Below are 15,873 nucleotides of genomic sequence, written 5' to 3' on the forward strand. Positions count from 1 at the left end.
ATGCAAGTTTTTTTAGTCACCTTTGGCATTTTTATTTTAGTGATTTTCGGCATGGCATTGGGTTATATTGTCAAACGTAAATCCATTCAAGGGAGCTGTGGGGGTATTTCATCGTTAGGTATGAAAAAAGTTTGTGACTGTGATGAGCCTTGTGATAATCTAAAAGACAAGGTCGCCAAGGGGGAAGCAGATCCGAAAGAGTTAGAACGGTTTGCTAAACCTGCCTTTTATGAAGTGAAATAATTACTGCTCCGTATTAGCATACGGGGATACGCAAATCATGATGCTCTGCATCTTTAGACCAGCTACAAGTAGCGTCACCATGTTTAACCCCATACGTGAGTATGGGGGAAGAGAACGAAGTTATGCAATCAACCACCTACAACCATCATTTTCCAACCCTCACCGCCGATCAACTCGCCCACAACCAAAGCAAAAAAGTCATTGTGGGGATGTCAGGTGGCGTAGATTCTTCCGTATCTGCCTTTATCCTACAACAACAAGGCTACCAAGTGGAAGGCTTGTTTATGAAAAACTGGGAAGAAGATGATGATACCGACTACTGTACTGCTGCAGCCGATCTAGCCGATGCACAAGCAGTTTGCGATAAACTAGGTATTCACTTACATAAAATCAATTTTGCAGCGGAATATTGGGACAATGTATTTGAACATTTCTTAAGTGAATATAAAGCTGGTCGCACGCCAAATCCTGATATTTTGTGCAACAAAGAAATTAAATTCAAAGCCTTTTTAGAATATGCGGCAGAAGACCTAGGTGCAGATTATATCGCTACAGGGCATTATGTTCGCCGTTCAGGTAATGATGAGCATGCTCAATTATTACGTGGTTTAGATAGCAATAAAGATCAAAGCTATTTCCTTTATACCTTAAGCTATCAACAAGTCGGACAAAGCCTTTTCCCTGTTGGTGATATTGAAAAACCGATTGTACGAGCCATAGCGGGAGATCTCGGCTTAGTCACCGCGAAGAAAAAAGATTCTACTGGCATTTGTTTTATCGGCGAACGCAAATTCAAAGATTTCTTAGCTCGTTATTTGCCTGCTCAACCTGGTGAAATTCGTACAGTGGAAGGTAAGTTAGTCGGTCATCACGATGGGTTAATGTATCACACCTTAGGACAACGCAAAGGCTTAGGAATTGGCGGTGTACAAGGATTAAGCGAAAATCCTTTCTACGTGGTTGAAAAAGACTTAATTAACAATGTATTAATCGTGGCTCAAGGACATGATAATTCCGCCTTGCTTTCCGTAGGTTTAACCGCCAGCCAACTACATTGGGTAGATCGCCAACCTATCCGCCAACCGTTACGTTGCACAGTTAAAACTCGCTATCGTCAAAGCGATATTCCTTGCGAAATTATCCCCATCAACGATGATAATATTCGTGTGATATTTGACGAGCCACAAATTGCCGTCACCCCAGGACAAAGTGCGGTATTTTATCAAGGAGAAATTTGTCTGGGAGGTGGGGTGATTGAAACACAGATCAAATAATCAATAAAACCGCGGTGAAAAAAACAAATATTTTTCACCGCAATCCAAACTATTATTTTACCAACTCTACGACTTCCTTCGTCAACCGCCCAATCTCATCCCACTTTTTCTGCTTAATCAAGGCTTTAATAATTTGTTTGTTTATCAAAAGGATCCTTCGCTTCTGATGATATATGCTGATCCGAAATTGGCGAACCGTATTGCCCCATTTTGTATTAGAATTTGATGAACGTTTAAACGATCACCTTTAAGTGAAATTGGTGTTTACACAAAATAGGGGATAGGGTCTTCGAAAATCATTAGCTATCTAGGGAACGTATATTGTAGGATAACTGTGATATCCTAATTGTTCTGAAACATTTTTTCCAGCTTGTTCTAATAACTTAACTAGAGCTGGAAGGTTTTCTTTCTTAAATCTTATCATCGGAAATGATATTGATATCCCTGCAATAATATTTCCCAATCTATTGTAAATAGGTACAGCAATACATTTTAGTCCGGGCTCTTGTTCCTCATTATCTTCAGCATAGTGCTCTTTTCTCACTTTAGCTAATTCTTCTAATAATTCATCTATATTTTGTAATGTATTATTTGTATAAGAAATAAATTCAGTATTTTTAAGAATATCTTTAACGGCAGTATCACTATAATCTGATAAAAGAACTTTCCCTAAAGCTGTGCTGTATGATGGATTTTTTCTTCCAACCCTTGAATGCATTCTTAAGCTATAAGTAGAATCTATTTTATGAAGATAAATAATTTCATCATTTTCTAAAATACCTAAATGTAATGTTTCATTTGTTGCTTGAGCTATATATGTCATTTCTTTATCTGCTAAGGCGATAAGATCTGTATATTCTAATGCTTTAGCACCAATCTCAAATAGTTTTAACGTTAAGGTATATTTATCACTCTCTTCTTGTCTTACGTAGCCTAAATTAATCATAGTTTGTAAAAAGCGATAGGCTGTGCTTTTAGGCATCATTAATTTTTGTGCTAATTCAGTAATCCCAATATTTTTTTGTTCTGCTAATGTTTCTAATAACATAAATACTTTTAAAACTGAGGTAACAGACTCTAGTTTATTCATGATAACTCCTTTAGTAACTGTAAGTAGCCAATTGCTTTTTTTTTATAGGTTGTATCGCTATACAACACTGTCTTATCGGTATCTGGGACAAATTTTCGTTTCAATAAATTCTCAAAATGATGACTATTTTCTTTATCTCAATTACGTCATTTAGGTGGTTGTTTACTAAATAATCCTAGCTTATTCATCCGGTTACGAATTAGCAACCCCACATGAATATCTTCTTCGCTTAATTTACTGCGAATTGAACGTTTCCCTATTGAACCACGACTTTGTTTGAACATAGCGTTGATTTTACCTTAAGTGCGGTGTATTTTGGTGGCTTTTTTGCTTATTTCAACTGAACGTAATACACACGCTCAGACACATCAAATAACGCACAAAGCCGTTTTATGCCATGCGATTTTAACGTTTGGATCGCTTGGTAGTGTTGTCTTCGATTTTGACATTAAAATTGCAGTAGCCTTTTTTAGAATTTCTTTGTTCTCTTCAAGAATCTGAATCCGATTTTCTAGCTCACAGATCCGATGTTGCTCAGGCTATAGCGGTTTAGCTTCAGCTAATAATAACCGTGACTTTCTGCTTCAACCTGTTCTATTCAACGACGCAGAGCTGTTTCACCGAGATCTAATTCTTTGCAAGCCTGCGCAATTGAATATTCTAGTTCAGTAACGAGTTTTACCTCTTCAACTTTAAACTCAGGGCTAAATATTCTTCTTTTCCTTCTGTTATTCATGATTTTTCCACATTAAGTGTTGTTATTTTACCACTTATTGAGGACTGCTAGATTAGTGTATCACTACATAGTTTATCCTAAAATTTATTAGATAGTCACTATTTTTTATGAAATACCGACTTATTTTATATAAAACAATGTTTCATTTTTAATAGAAATGTGTTTTAATTTGTTTGACATGATGTTTCTATCATGATAATTTAAGAGCATCAAGTGGTATTTAGAGCACTTATTACAACTACCAAGATAGAGGAATTTGGATATGAATAACTTTGATTTAAAAGGTAAAACAGCAATTGTTACTGGATGTGATACAGGTCTTGGACAAGGAATGGCTGTAGCTTTAGCAAGAGCGGGGTGCAATATTGTTGGTGTAAATCTTATTGAACCAGCTGATACTAGAAAAATGATTGAGTCTTTAGGTCAGAAATTTATCAATATTGAAACCAATCTTATGCATCAAGAAAATATACCTTTTATATTAGATAAGGCGTTATCAACTTTTAAACAAATAGATATATTAGTCAATAATGCTGGAATTATTAGACGTGAAGATGCTATTGAGTTCACTGAACAAAATTGGGACGATGTTATTAATATTAATTTAAAAACAGTTTTCTTTTTTTCTCAAGCTTTAGCTAAACAATTTATTAAACAAGGAACTGGTGGGAAAATCATCAATATTGCGTCAATGTTATCTTTCCAAGGAGGAATTAGAGTCCCATCTTATACTGCATCAAAAAGTGCAGTAATGGGAATTACTCGGGCAATGGCTAATGAATGGGCTAAGTTTAATATTAATATTAATGCAATAGCACCTGGTTATATGGCGACAAACAATACAGCAGCATTAAGGGCTGATCTTGAGCGTAGTCAAGAAATTTTAGATCGTATTCCTGCTGGAAGATGGGGAACTCCAGATGATGTAGGTGGCCCTTGCGTGTTCTTAGCTTCACCCGCATCAGATTATATTAATGGCTATACAATAGCTGTTGATGGTGGATGGTTAGCAAGATAATTTTGAGATTAATTTATATAGGAGATTGCTATGAAAATTTACCATAATATTCATCCGTTAGATTCTAAAGGATATGATACAACTCGTTTGCGTGAAGAATATTTATGTCCAAATTTATTTGAAAAAGGTTCAATTAATGTAGTTTATAGTCATATAGATAGATTGGTTGCTATTGGTGTTATACCAAATAAAGAAACATTAAAGTTAGATGATTTTATAGATAAAAAACAATTTGGTACAAATTATTTTCTTGAGCGTAGAGAGTTGGGGATAGTAAATTTAGGTGAGAAAGTAGAGGTTAGATATAAAGGTGGTAGTTATATTTTAGAACATTTAGATGCTTTATATTTATCTAAAGAAACTGAATCTATTGAATTTCTGTCTCTGACTGATTCTGAAAATAATTATTTATATTGTTTAAGTAGCCCTGCTCATCATAAATATGATAATCAATTAATTAAACAAAGTGATGCAAAAGTCATTAAATTAGGATCTCAAGAAAATGCTAATGCGAGAACTATTTATCAATACATTCATCCAGATGTAGTTCGTACATGTCAATTGTGTTTAGGTGTTACTCATTTAGAATCTGGGAGTGTTTGGAATACTATGCCGGCCCATACCCATGTAAGAAGAATGGAAATTTATCTATATTTTAATATAAAGCCTTCACAAGTTGTATTCCATTTTATGGGAGAACCTTCAGAAACTAGACATATAGTTCTTAGAGATAAACAAGCCGTATTTTCACCAAGTTGGTCTATTCATTCTGGTTGTGGCACTCAAAATTATAGTTTTGTATGGGGAATGGCTGGAGAAAACCAAACTTATGATGATATGGATTTTATAGATATGAATGAAATTAAATAACTTTCTAATACCAATATGAGATCAATTAAGGAGATTATTATGTTTAATATTAAATTATTAAATAAGTTATTCCAATCAGCAGTAATTATGGGCGGATTATGTTTAACATTAACAGCTAATGCTGCAACAGAATTAAAAGTTGCGTTTAATCAGTCGGATAAACATCCACAATATAAAGCATTACAATATTTAAGTGAAAATCTCTCTAAAGAAACAGATGGTCGCTATAAATTAAATGTTTATCCTAATGAATTATTAGGGAATCAAAGAGCTTCTTTAGAATTAGTTCAGAATGGTGCTATCCAAATGGCAATAGTTGCTAATCCCTTAGTTGAAAATTATGATAAAACGTTTTCTGTTATTGGTTTACCTTATATTTATAATTCTTTAGAGCATCAAGAAAAAGTATTTACAGGAAATGTACTAAATGAATTATTTTCATCAACAAAAAAATTTGGATTTGAGGTTCTAGGAGCATATACAGCAGGTGCTCGTAGTATATACACAAAAAAATCTCCTGTTAATTCAATTTCGGATTTGAAAGGAAAGAAAATTCGAGTAATGCAATCTGATACGATGACAAAAATGTTATCTTGTATGGGAGGCACAGGGGTTCCAATGAATCAAGGCGAAGTATATACAGCTATTCAGCAGGGAGTTTTAGATGGTGCTGAAAATAATGAAATTACATATATGGATTTAAAACAATATGAAGTTGCTCCATATTATTCTCGAACAAAACATTTAATGGTTCCAGATCTTTTAGTTGTTAGTGAGCAATTTTTGTCTAGTATGTCCCCAAATGATCAAGCGACACTAAAACGTTTAGTAAAAGATAGTATTAATAAAGAATATCAGTTGTGGCGGGAACAGGTTGTAGTGGCTGAGCAATTTGCGAAAGATAAAGGTGCAGAGTTTGTAGAAGTAGATATCAAACCATTTCAAGATAGTTGTAACACACTACAAAGTGATTTAATTATTAATGGCTCTCAAAAAGAGTTATACAATAAGATTATTTCTTTAAATTAATTTCATATTAATCCAGGATATTTATATATTCTGGATTTTTATTAAGGAGATTATTATGTTTAATAACATAAAGAAATTTGTTGATAAAACAATGGAATATTTATGTATATTAATAGTTCTGCTTATGTGTATTCTTGTAACATATCAGGTTATTACAAGATATGTTTTTGATCAACCTAGTTCTGTAAGTGAGATATTATCTAGATATTTATTTATTTGGCTAGTTCTATTTGGTGGAGCCTATGTTTTTGGCTTAAGAGAGCATATGTCAATATCTTTTTTAAAACAAAAATTATCTAATAAAGTCCAAATATATCTTGATATGTTATCTGAGTTTATTATCGCAATATTTACATTTACCATAATGATATTAGGTGGATACAGTATTACTTTGCGTCAAATGTTACAAATGGACTCATCACTGCAATTGCCAGTTGGTATTATTTATAGTGCCATACCAATAGCAGGTATCATAATGATTTTCTATTTTATTTATAATGAAACAATTTTATTAAAGAAATTAAAAGAGTTACAACAATAAGGAGTTTATTATGGATATGGCAACTATTGCAGCTCTCGTTATGCTAATAGGTACAGTGTTTTTTTTAGTCATAGGCACGCCGATTAGTATTAGCGTCGGAATATCTTCATTTGCAGCTATGCTTGTAATTCTTCCTTTTTCAGGAGCTATAGTGACATCGTCTCAACGTATTTTTGTTGGGTTAGATTCCTTTGCATTATTAGCAATTCCTTTTTTTATCCTAGCTGGAAATATTATGAATAGAGGGGGAATAGCTTTAAGATTAATTAATGTATCAAAAATTATTAGCGGTAGTTTTCCTGGTTCATTGGCTCAAACTAATACCGTGGCTAATATGCTATTTGGTTCAATCAGTGGCTCAGGTGTGGCTTCTGCAGCTGCTGTTGGTGGCATTATGTCCCCAATACAAAATAAAGAAGGCTATGATCCTAAATTTAGTGCTGCAGTAAATATTGCGTCAGCTCCAACCGGTATGTTAATTCCACCAAGCAATACACTTATAGTCTATGCAACAGTAGCTGGAAGCGTATCGGTATCGGCCCTTTTTATGGCTGGTTATATACCTGGGATATTATGGGGTGTTGGCGTAATGCTAGTGGCTGGATTTATTGCAAAAAAACAAGGATATACCCATAAAAATACCATAACATTCAAAGAAAGTTGTAAAGTATTATTGGATGCGCTTCCTAGTTTATCATTAATTTTTATTGTTATTGGTGGGATATTAGGAGGAATTTTTACTGCAACAGAGGCATCAGCAATTGCGGTAGTATATTCATTATTTTTAAGTTTTTGTTATAGAAACTTATCACTGAAACAACTACCAAAAATATTTTTAGATACGGCCAAAATGTCAGCAATTGTGATTTTTATGTTAGCAACATCATCTATAATGTCCTGGGTAATGGCATTTGCTCAAATACCCTCTATTATTGCAAATAGCCTATTATCTATAACAGAAAATCCAATTTTGATCTTATTAATTATTAATGTTGTATTATTATTTGTTGGAACATTTATGGATCCAACCCCAGCAGTTTTAATTTTTACACCTATATTTTTACCTATTTGTATGAGTTTAGGAATGGATCCTGTACATTTTGGCATACTTTTAGTATTTAATCTTTCCTTAGGTACAATAACGCCACCTGTAGGTCCAATTCTGTTTACTGGATGTAAAGTTGCAAATATTGAAATTGAAGATGTTATAAAAATGTTACTTCCTTTTTTTGCTATAATTTTTATTGTATTAATGTTAGTTACTTATATACCATCGATTTCAATGTTTGTTCCTAAATTAATGGGATTAGTATAATTAGTAATTTATTATGCTTGAATTGGTGAAAAGTAAATTCTTGGACTCATAATGATCATCAGAATACATCCGAAATCGTTTGAAGCTAGAAAAGAGTGAATATTTAATTAGTTATAATAAGGTTTATCGTGGTGTAATTCCCATTAGCCATCATTTAACAGAACGGCCTAAAGAAGCAAATGAATGTTCTCGCATTGGTGATTGGGAAGCAGATATCGTGCTGGACGTGGCTTCCTGTAAATGAGCTAATGTTTTATTAAAAATTACTAAACGTTCAAGCCATTTTGGTTGCATATATCTCCATGTGAGTAAACGCCATGTTAGGCCTCTACTGGGATTTTGACAAGGCTAGAAATTTAGAAAAAACCGCGGTGAAAAATTTCTCTATTTTTTCACCGCAATTTCAGTCATTATTTCACCAATTCCACAGCCTCTCTCGTCAAGCGCCCAATTTCATCCCACTTTTTCTGCTTGATCAAGGCTTTTTCTACAAACCAAGATCCACCACAAGCGACCACATTTGGAATGGCGAGATAATCTTTAATATTGGTAGTAGAAATTCCCCCTGTTGGCATAATTTGCAAATTGCCGTAAGGGCCTAGCAAGGCTTTAATCATTTTCACCCCGCCACTGGCTTCCGCTGGGAAGAATTTTACTGCGGTGATGCCAAGCTCTAATGTCGCTTCAATGGACATCGGATTATTCACCCCTGGGGTGATTGGCAAGCCTAAATCTTGGCAAAGTTGCACAATTTTGGGGTTAAATCCTGGTGTGACGATCGCATCTGCTCCAGCGTTTTTGGCAGCGACCACTTGTTCTGCTGTCAGCACGGTACCTGCTAGAATTAACACATCTGGATAATGTTGACGGACAAGACGAATGGATTCTTCAGCAGCGGCTGAGCGAAATGTGATTTCAGCCACTGGCAAGCCGTTGTCAGACAAAGTCTTAACTAAGGGTAAGATATCTTGTGCATCATCTACTGCGATAACAGGGACGACTTTTAAGGTTTTTAATTTTTCAATCAGTTGTTCGGTTGTGTAAGCCATAGTGTTTCCTTAATTAAAGTGGTTGCGTAAAATTCTAATCAGTTGGTCAGCTTACTTGCATAATATTCACTAAATTCTTTTTAGGCTTGTCAGGTTTTAAAGCCATAATAAGATTATTAATTGCACAATCAACCATTAAGTTTCGTGTTTCTTGTGTAGCAGACCCTATATGGGGTAATAAAACGACATTATCTAACGCCAATAAAGGAGAATCCAACGATAAAGGTTCAACTTCAAATACATCTAATCCTACCGCTTTAATGGTTTTATTTTTTAATGCCTCAATTAATGCTTTTTCATCGACTATTTTGCCACGAGAAGCATTAATTAAAATAGCCGATGATTTCATTAAATTTATTTTTTCTTTTGAAATGAGTTTTTCTGTGGTTGGTAATAATGGCAAAGTCAAACAAACAAAATCAGATTGAATTAATAACTCATCTAGGGAAGCGTAAGTTGCTTGAAATAATTGTTCTGCCTCCGTATTTCTTCTATTACTGGTATAGATGATTTTCATATTAAAGCCACAAAAAGCTCTTTGAGCAACAGATTTACCAATTCTCCCCATTCCAACAATACCAATCGTTTTATGATGAACATCATTACCATAATATTGAGAACCAATACTTTTATTCCATTTTTTCTCTTTAATGAGTAAAGATAATTCAACAGCTCGGCGAGCCGTCATTAGTAATAACATAAAAATGGTATCGGCTGTGGTATCCGTTAATACATCAGGGGTATGCATTAGTCTGATATTGCGTTGATTAAGAATATCTAAATCAAAGTTATCATAACCAACTGAAATCGTTGATATCGCTTTTAAATTAGGTGCTTGCTCTATCCATTCTTTAGGAATTTTTTTACTTGCCCCAATCATGCCATCAGCAATTTTTAATACTCTCAAAAAAGATTTTATATTATCTTCATTTATACCATCAAAATAAAATAAATTAAATTCTTGCTCTAAAATCTTCCGTTTTTCTTCGGGAATATTTTTATATAGAATTACATTCTTTTTCATTTTATTTCTCTAATTAATAATTGCCTAATTGTTGTCTGTTAGGTAATCCATCACTATCTCCGACGGATTGGATTGCTAATGACGCAATATAATTCCCCCTACGCACAGCATCTTCAATAGATTTCTTTTCTAATAAAGCACTTATTATACCAACAGCAAACCCATCTCCAGCCCCCACAGTATCAATCACATTTTCTACTAGTTGAGCAGGAATAATATTTTGATGATGATTTTTATCTTTAAAATAGGCGCCCTCTTTTCCTAATTTTATAATGACTATTTCAACCCCATTTTTTAAATAAAAATCCGCTATCTGTTCAGGCTCATTTAACGATGTCAGTATTCTCCCTTCTTCTATACCAGGTAAGAACCAATTTGACTTGAACGCCAGTTGATTTGTTTTATGCACCATGTCATCTGTACTTTTCCACAATGATGGTCTTAAATTAGGATCAAAAGAAACAGTCTTTCCTAAATTTCTCATAAAATCTGAAGTATATAATGAAAGTTGATAAGACGATTCTGATAAGGCTGCCAAAATCCCTGTTAAATGTAGGTGTCTAGCGTTGTGGAAATGTTCTTTTGAGAAGTCATTTATTGACAGAAAACTTGCCGCAGAATTTTTACGAAAATACTCTACTTTTGGATCTTTTCCATTTATTTCTTTAGATTTAATTAAAAAACCTGTTGGATGATCATTATCGGTCACCACAAGATCGTGACTAATTTTTTCTTTTGTTAAATGATTTAATACAAATTGACCAAAAGAATCATTACCTACTCGGCTTAACCAAGCGACATTAAAGTTTAACCGAGCCAATCCTGTTGCCACATTTAATTCCGCTCCTGCTACTCGCTTAGTAAAATGGTTAACTTCAGATAAATGCCCTAAATCATCAGCCACAAACATTGCCATCGCTTCACCGTAAGTAATTACATCTAAATTTATCATTTTTTATCCTTTATATTATTCCTCAACAGTTAATGTTGATCCTCTAACAATCAATTCACCTTCATATAAGATTGTAGTATATTCTGACATATCATTATTTATTCTACTAAACAACATATCGAAGGCTTTTTTACCAATCTTATCCGTAGGTTGTTTTAAAACCGTGATACCATGCTCAACAATTGACAACCAAGGAGTGTCATCAAAGCCAGCCAGACCAATATCCTTTCCAGAGATAAGATTCATGTTTTTCAATGCAAGTAACGTAGAAAGTGTCGTAATACCATTACTTGTGATAATTGCCTTTTTATAGTTCGTATTTTTTCTACAAAATAATGCGATATAATCCATGATTTTTTCAATATTATTAATATCATCTATTTCTATAATCTCTCCAAGATTACTATGTTGACTCTCAATATACTCTTTAAACGTTTTAGCTCTTAACGCCCTTGTTTTGCTTTCTTCTATATTTTGAGTAATAAATAAGATCCGTTCAAAATCCTTATCTAACAGATGATTAATCAAAATTTGAGTTGCGTTCACATGATTTAATGCCACAATATCACAATGAAAGTCATCTATCGGTCTATCAATAGATACTATTGGCATAGGCAATTTACTAAAAAGTGGATTATTCAGTCGCAAGGACTGAATGATGACACCATCTACACGATAACTTAATAAAGATTGTATAATATCCTCTTCTTGCTCTATTTTATTAGATATGTTAAAAACTAATAAAGTGTACCCTTTATCTCGGCAAGATTTTTCAATATTTGTCATAATATCAATAGAATAAGGATTGCTAATATCCGTAAAAACAGCGGCTATCAGCTTTGTCTTCCCTCCTTTCATACTTCGTGCTATCTGGCTAGGTTGGTAGTTCAGTTGCTTAATTGCATCCGAAATTTTATGCTGGATATCATCAGATAACACATGAAATTCACCATTTAAATAGCGAGATACACTTGTTTTACCTACCTTTGCTAATTGAGCAACATCTTTAATGGTTACTTTCTGTTGTGGCATAAATTAAATTAATAACTCCGTTAATAATATAGTTGGAAAAAATACAATTATAGCCAAAATAATGGCAATAATAATTAAATACGGTAATGAGGCTTTAAACGATTTGCCAATTGGTAAATCAGCAATCACACTAGCAATTAACAGACAAAGACCATAAGGTGGTGTCACAAGCCCAATAGATAATGTAATAATGATGATTATACCTAATTGAATTGCATCAATACCAAGAAGTTGAGCCACAGGATATATCACAGGGACAAATAATACCATGGCAGGGATAGCATCCATAAAAGTACCAATAAAGAGAAAAAATAGGATCACCAAACCTAAAAATACATATTTATCTCCACCAAGATTATTAAAAAATTCCGCAACAGCAATGTTAATTCTAAAATAACCTAAAAATTCGCCCAAGGCAGAAGCGGCGGCTAATGCAAATAGAGATAAACAGCTTAGTTTTAGTGTTTCAATCAGAATATTCGGTAGATCTTTATAACTAATGGTTTTGTAATAATAAGCACTCACAAAATAAGCGTAAATAGCTGAAAATGCTGCCGCTTCTGTTGGAGTAAACACACCAAAAACGATCCCCCCCACAATAATAAGTGGCGTAATTAAGGCAGGTATAGAATTTTTAAATAATTGTAGAAATATACCCCAAGGCATTTTCGCTTCTTTTGGTAGATTCTGTTTAATTGCAATATTATAAACATAACCCATCATACCAAGTCCGATGAGAATACCAGGTAATATTCCACCAATAAATAATTTACCTACGGAAGAATTGGTTAGCCCACCATAAATTACCATGGTAATACTTGGGGGAATAATTCCCCCTATGGTGGATGAAGCGGCTGTTACGCCAACAGCCATTTCTTTGCTATACCCTTTTTCAATCATATTTGGAATCAGTATTTTTCCCACTCCAGCGGTATCCGCTTGAGATGAACCACTCACACCCGCAAATAGCATTGATACCATAACATTCGCATGCCCTAATCCACCAGGGCATCTCCCGACTATTCCCAAAGAAAAATCAATTAATTTTCTTGAAATATTTCCTTGATTCATAATCGTTGCGGTGAGAATAAAAAGTGGAACCGCCAGTAATACATAGGAATTTAATCCGTAGAACATTTTCATTGGAATCATCATATTGGGAATACCGTCAATCATCATGATTCCAATTAATGCGGAAATAGAAATGGAAAATGCAATTGGAATCCCTATAATAACCAACAATATAAATAGAATTGTGACGATTAAAATAGACATTATATTTCTCCTTTCGCCTTGTTTGTACTACTACAATTATTCAAGCTCAATATTTGGTTAATTGAATCTTCAATAAGATAGATACTCATGCTAAGAAAAGTAATCGGTAATATTAACCAAACATAACCCTGTTTTAAGCTAGGGAAACTGATCCAGCGTGAATGCCAAAATGTATTAGTAATTTCACTACTATATACTACACATAATAGACAAAATATGAGCATAATGAGATTTTGTAAAATAATCAGCCATGGTAAGTATTTATGATTTAATGCACTTGCAATAAAGTCAAAACTGAAATGTTTTTTCTTTCTTACCATCACTGATGCACCTAATAACATAGACCAAATAAACGCATTCACCGATATTTCTTCTGTCCAAGTCGCACTTATTCCAAGATATCTGGTTGTGACCTGTATAATTGTGGTCACAACAAAAATAACCAAAAATAAGGTACCTAGATAGAGCTGAATTTTCTCAAGATAATTAACCGCATTTTTCATAGGATAATTCCATAAATTTATTGAACAGCTCTTATTTGTTGAAGAATTTCAGTCATATGATATTTCTCAGCCCATTTATCTTGAATGCTTTTAGCAATTTTAGCAAAGTCAGAAACATCTAATGTATTAACAATTGCACCATCTTGAATCGCTTTTTCTTTATATTGGGATTCCTCATGATAAATGGCATTTCTTTCGGCATGAGTGGCTTCAGATAATGCCGCTTCTAAAACACTTTTTTGTTCAGCATTTAAGTTATCCCACACATTTGCTCTCATTAGTATAAAGCGTGTCGTGTAATCATGAGCAGTTTCAGAAATATATTTCCCATTTGTGGTTTTATGATGTTCCATTGGCACCAAATAAGGATAAGCATTTTCTGCACCATCCACCACATTACTCGCCAATGCTTGATATAATTCAGCCCAAGCAACGGAAGTCGGAATAGCCCCTATACTTGTCCAGAAATCGGAAACAACGCCTGAAGTTTGTGTTCTGATTTTTAGTCCTTTCGCATCTGCTAAATTATTAATCGGTCTTTTACCGTACCAATGTCTAACGCCAGCACTCCAATAAGAAACCACATAATATTTTTTGCCTGATTTTTCATAAATAATATCAGCAATTTTTTTACCTATATCGCTATCAACGACTTTCTCCCAATGGGAATAATCATTAAAGAGATAAAGAAGTGAAAATAAATCTACTTCATCAATACCAGCGGAAGTCATAAAACCTGGTGAAACCAGTACAATATCTGCTCCCCCTAAAACTAATTTTTCCACTAATTCATTTTCATTCGTCCCAATAGTTCCGGCGTGAACTTCCACATTGAATTTTCCATCTTTCTCAGCGACTTCTTTTAGCTTTAACATACCTGTTTGGTAAGGACTTGAAATATTCGTTTGATTGTGAGCGGCGACTAATTTCAGTGGCTTGTTATCAGATTTACTTTCTTGCTCATTACATCCAACCAAGAAAAGAGACAATAATAAGATTAGGAGTTTTTTCATGATTCACCTCGGGAATAAAAATATTATGATTTGCTAATTAGTACAAACAACAACTTTCAATTAGCTTTATGGAACCGATCCCATAAAGAAGATAAGACAATTTAAAATGACATTCAAGAAGGAAATTTTAAAAATGTGATCCGTGTCACAATAATTTCCCAATTTTATGTTTACCACATATTGCTTTAAAATAACGCATAACCTTTAAATCATTTCTCAAAAATGCTATTATGCCCCCAATTTCCAACTTCATCTTCATCAAAAAACATGGCAAATTATCAAGATATCACTATCGCCCTAGCTGGGGTTTGTCAGTCGGCAAGATTAGTGCAACAGTTTGCACAACGAGGGCAAGCGAATACCTATGCCCTAGAAGTTTCTTTAAAAAGTTTATTGCAAACACACCCAACTGATACATTGGCGGTTTTTGGTGGTTCGTTGGATAATATCAAATTAGGTTTAGAAACCTTAATTGAACAACTAAATGCTCAAAACCCTGAACTCGCTCGCTATTGGTTGAGCTTAGTGGCAATGGCTGGCAGATTGCAAGATAATGCGGAAGCGAAATCTCAGCTCGCCCATCGTATTCAATATATGCCAACTCAATTAGAATATTATTCACTGCTTGATGAAACCATGTTAGAAAAAATTGCTACTATCTATACCGATATTCTCAGTCCATTGGGTAAACGGATTCAAATATTCGGTAATGCGGAATATTTACAGCAACCATCTATTCAAAACCGTATTCGAGCCTGTTTGTTGGCGGGCGTTCGATCGGCTATGCTTTGGCAACAAGTAGGTGGTAGCAAATGGCAACTGCTATTCTCTCGCCGTAAGATCCTAAATATGGCACAACAATTATATGAAACTATTTAACGGAGCAAAATCTCTATGTCTTTCAATGCT

General features: G+C 34.0%; 19 protein-coding genes. 8 read left to right on the forward strand and 11 right to left on the reverse strand.

The genetic code is table 11. The annotated features are described in order from the left end of the window. Both nqrM and mnmA read left to right on the forward strand, forming a co-directional pair. Complete coding sequence (gene nqrM / locus O1Q79_RS00435; RefSeq protein WP_386689278.1) at positions 1-243, forward strand: (Na+)-NQR maturation NqrM; 243 nt, start codon at positions 1-3, stop codon at positions 241-243. 122 nt (positions 244-365) lie between these two features. Beyond that, a complete protein-coding gene (gene mnmA / locus O1Q79_RS00440; protein WP_386692426.1) occupies positions 366-1,517 on the forward strand; it encodes a tRNA 2-thiouridine(34) synthase MnmA in 1,152 nt (383 codons plus the stop codon). 307 nt (positions 1,518-1,824) lie between these two features. Here mnmA and kdgR read toward each other — a convergent pair whose 3' ends face one another. The 3 genes from kdgR to O1Q79_RS00455 all read right to left on the reverse strand — a co-directional run bounded on the left by kdgR (position 1,825) and on the right by O1Q79_RS00455 (position 3,343). Beyond that, positions 1,825-2,607 (reverse strand): DNA-binding transcriptional regulator KdgR, encoded by a 783-nt coding sequence (kdgR, locus tag O1Q79_RS00445; protein WP_386692427.1) that lies wholly within the window; start codon positions 2,605-2,607, stop codon positions 1,825-1,827. Between the two features lie 146 nt (positions 2,608-2,753). Then, positions 2,754-2,891, reverse strand: coding sequence for a hypothetical protein (locus tag O1Q79_RS00450; protein WP_386692428.1), 138 nt, complete (start codon positions 2,889-2,891; stop codon positions 2,754-2,756). 314 nt (positions 2,892-3,205) lie between these two features. Then, positions 3,206-3,343, reverse strand: a complete 138-nt coding sequence (locus O1Q79_RS00455) for a transposase (RefSeq protein WP_386692429.1) — start codon at positions 3,341-3,343, stop codon at positions 3,206-3,208. A 262-nt stretch (positions 3,344-3,605) separates the two neighbouring features. Between O1Q79_RS00455 and kduD the strand changes: the two genes are divergently transcribed. From kduD to O1Q79_RS00480, 5 genes are read left to right on the forward strand one after another with little or no spacing between them, the layout of a single operon-like run. Beyond that, complete coding sequence (kduD, locus tag O1Q79_RS00460; RefSeq protein ID WP_386692430.1) at positions 3,606-4,361, forward strand: 2-dehydro-3-deoxy-D-gluconate 5-dehydrogenase KduD; 756 nt, start codon at positions 3,606-3,608, stop codon at positions 4,359-4,361. A gap of 30 nt (positions 4,362-4,391) precedes the next feature. Then, on the forward strand, positions 4,392-5,231 hold the full coding sequence (gene kduI / locus O1Q79_RS00465; RefSeq protein WP_386692431.1) for a 5-dehydro-4-deoxy-D-glucuronate isomerase: 840 nt from the start codon (positions 4,392-4,394) through the stop codon (positions 5,229-5,231). A gap of 39 nt (positions 5,232-5,270) precedes the next feature. Further along, positions 5,271-6,260 carry a TRAP transporter substrate-binding protein gene (locus O1Q79_RS00470; RefSeq protein WP_386692432.1) on the forward strand — a complete coding sequence of 330 codons (990 nt, stop codon included), beginning with the start codon at positions 5,271-5,273 and terminating at the stop codon, positions 6,258-6,260. A gap of 55 nt (positions 6,261-6,315) precedes the next feature. Further along, positions 6,316-6,801, forward strand: coding sequence for a TRAP transporter small permease (locus O1Q79_RS00475; protein ID WP_386692433.1), 486 nt, complete (start codon positions 6,316-6,318; stop codon positions 6,799-6,801). A 16-nt stretch (positions 6,802-6,817) separates the two neighbouring features. After that, positions 6,818-8,116 (forward strand): TRAP transporter large permease, encoded by a 1,299-nt coding sequence (locus O1Q79_RS00480; protein WP_386693311.1) that lies wholly within the window; start codon positions 6,818-6,820, stop codon positions 8,114-8,116. 150 nt (positions 8,117-8,266) lie between these two features. Here O1Q79_RS00480 and O1Q79_RS00485 read toward each other — a convergent pair whose 3' ends face one another. The 8 genes from O1Q79_RS00485 to O1Q79_RS00520 all read right to left on the reverse strand — a co-directional run bounded on the left by O1Q79_RS00485 (position 8,267) and on the right by O1Q79_RS00520 (position 14,964). Then, positions 8,267-8,410, reverse strand: a complete 144-nt coding sequence (locus O1Q79_RS00485; protein ID WP_386692434.1) for a hypothetical protein — start codon at positions 8,408-8,410, stop codon at positions 8,267-8,269. Between the two features lie 116 nt (positions 8,411-8,526). Continuing rightward, on the reverse strand, positions 8,527-9,165 hold the full coding sequence (locus O1Q79_RS00490) for a bifunctional 4-hydroxy-2-oxoglutarate aldolase/2-dehydro-3-deoxy-phosphogluconate aldolase (RefSeq protein WP_386692435.1): 639 nt from the start codon (positions 9,163-9,165) through the stop codon (positions 8,527-8,529). A 46-nt stretch (positions 9,166-9,211) separates the two neighbouring features. Next, complete coding sequence (locus O1Q79_RS00495; RefSeq protein WP_386692436.1) at positions 9,212-10,189, reverse strand: NAD(P)-dependent oxidoreductase; 978 nt, start codon at positions 10,187-10,189, stop codon at positions 9,212-9,214. 13 nt (positions 10,190-10,202) lie between these two features. Next, complete coding sequence (locus tag O1Q79_RS00500; RefSeq protein WP_386692437.1) at positions 10,203-11,141, reverse strand: sugar kinase; 939 nt, start codon at positions 11,139-11,141, stop codon at positions 10,203-10,205. 15 nt (positions 11,142-11,156) lie between these two features. Beyond that, the gene (locus tag O1Q79_RS00505) at positions 11,157-12,173 is read right to left on the reverse strand and encodes a LacI family DNA-binding transcriptional regulator (RefSeq protein WP_386692438.1); all 1,017 of its coding nucleotides are present in this window, start codon (positions 12,171-12,173) and stop codon (positions 11,157-11,159) included. 3 nt (positions 12,174-12,176) lie between these two features. After that, on the reverse strand, positions 12,177-13,448 hold the full coding sequence (locus O1Q79_RS00510) for a TRAP transporter large permease (RefSeq protein ID WP_386692439.1): 1,272 nt from the start codon (positions 13,446-13,448) through the stop codon (positions 12,177-12,179). Then, a complete protein-coding gene (locus O1Q79_RS00515; protein WP_386692440.1) occupies positions 13,448-13,951 on the reverse strand; it encodes a TRAP transporter small permease in 504 nt (167 codons plus the stop codon). Before O1Q79_RS00515 ends, O1Q79_RS00510 begins: the two co-directional genes overlap by 1 nt. Before the next feature lie 17 nt (positions 13,952-13,968). Then, positions 13,969-14,964 (reverse strand): TRAP transporter substrate-binding protein, encoded by a 996-nt coding sequence (locus tag O1Q79_RS00520; protein WP_386692441.1) that lies wholly within the window; start codon positions 14,962-14,964, stop codon positions 13,969-13,971. Between the two features lie 267 nt (positions 14,965-15,231). Here O1Q79_RS00520 and hflD point away from each other — a divergent pair, with 267 nt between their 5' ends. Continuing rightward, a complete protein-coding gene (hflD, locus tag O1Q79_RS00525; RefSeq protein ID WP_386692442.1) occupies positions 15,232-15,843 on the forward strand; it encodes a high frequency lysogenization protein HflD in 612 nt (203 codons plus the stop codon). Positions 15,844-15,873 lie beyond the last annotated feature (30 nt).

Origin of the sequence: Lonepinella sp. MS14434 (genome assembly GCF_042468235.1) — a bacterium.
GTDB lineage: Bacteria > Pseudomonadota > Gammaproteobacteria > Enterobacterales > Pasteurellaceae > Lonepinella.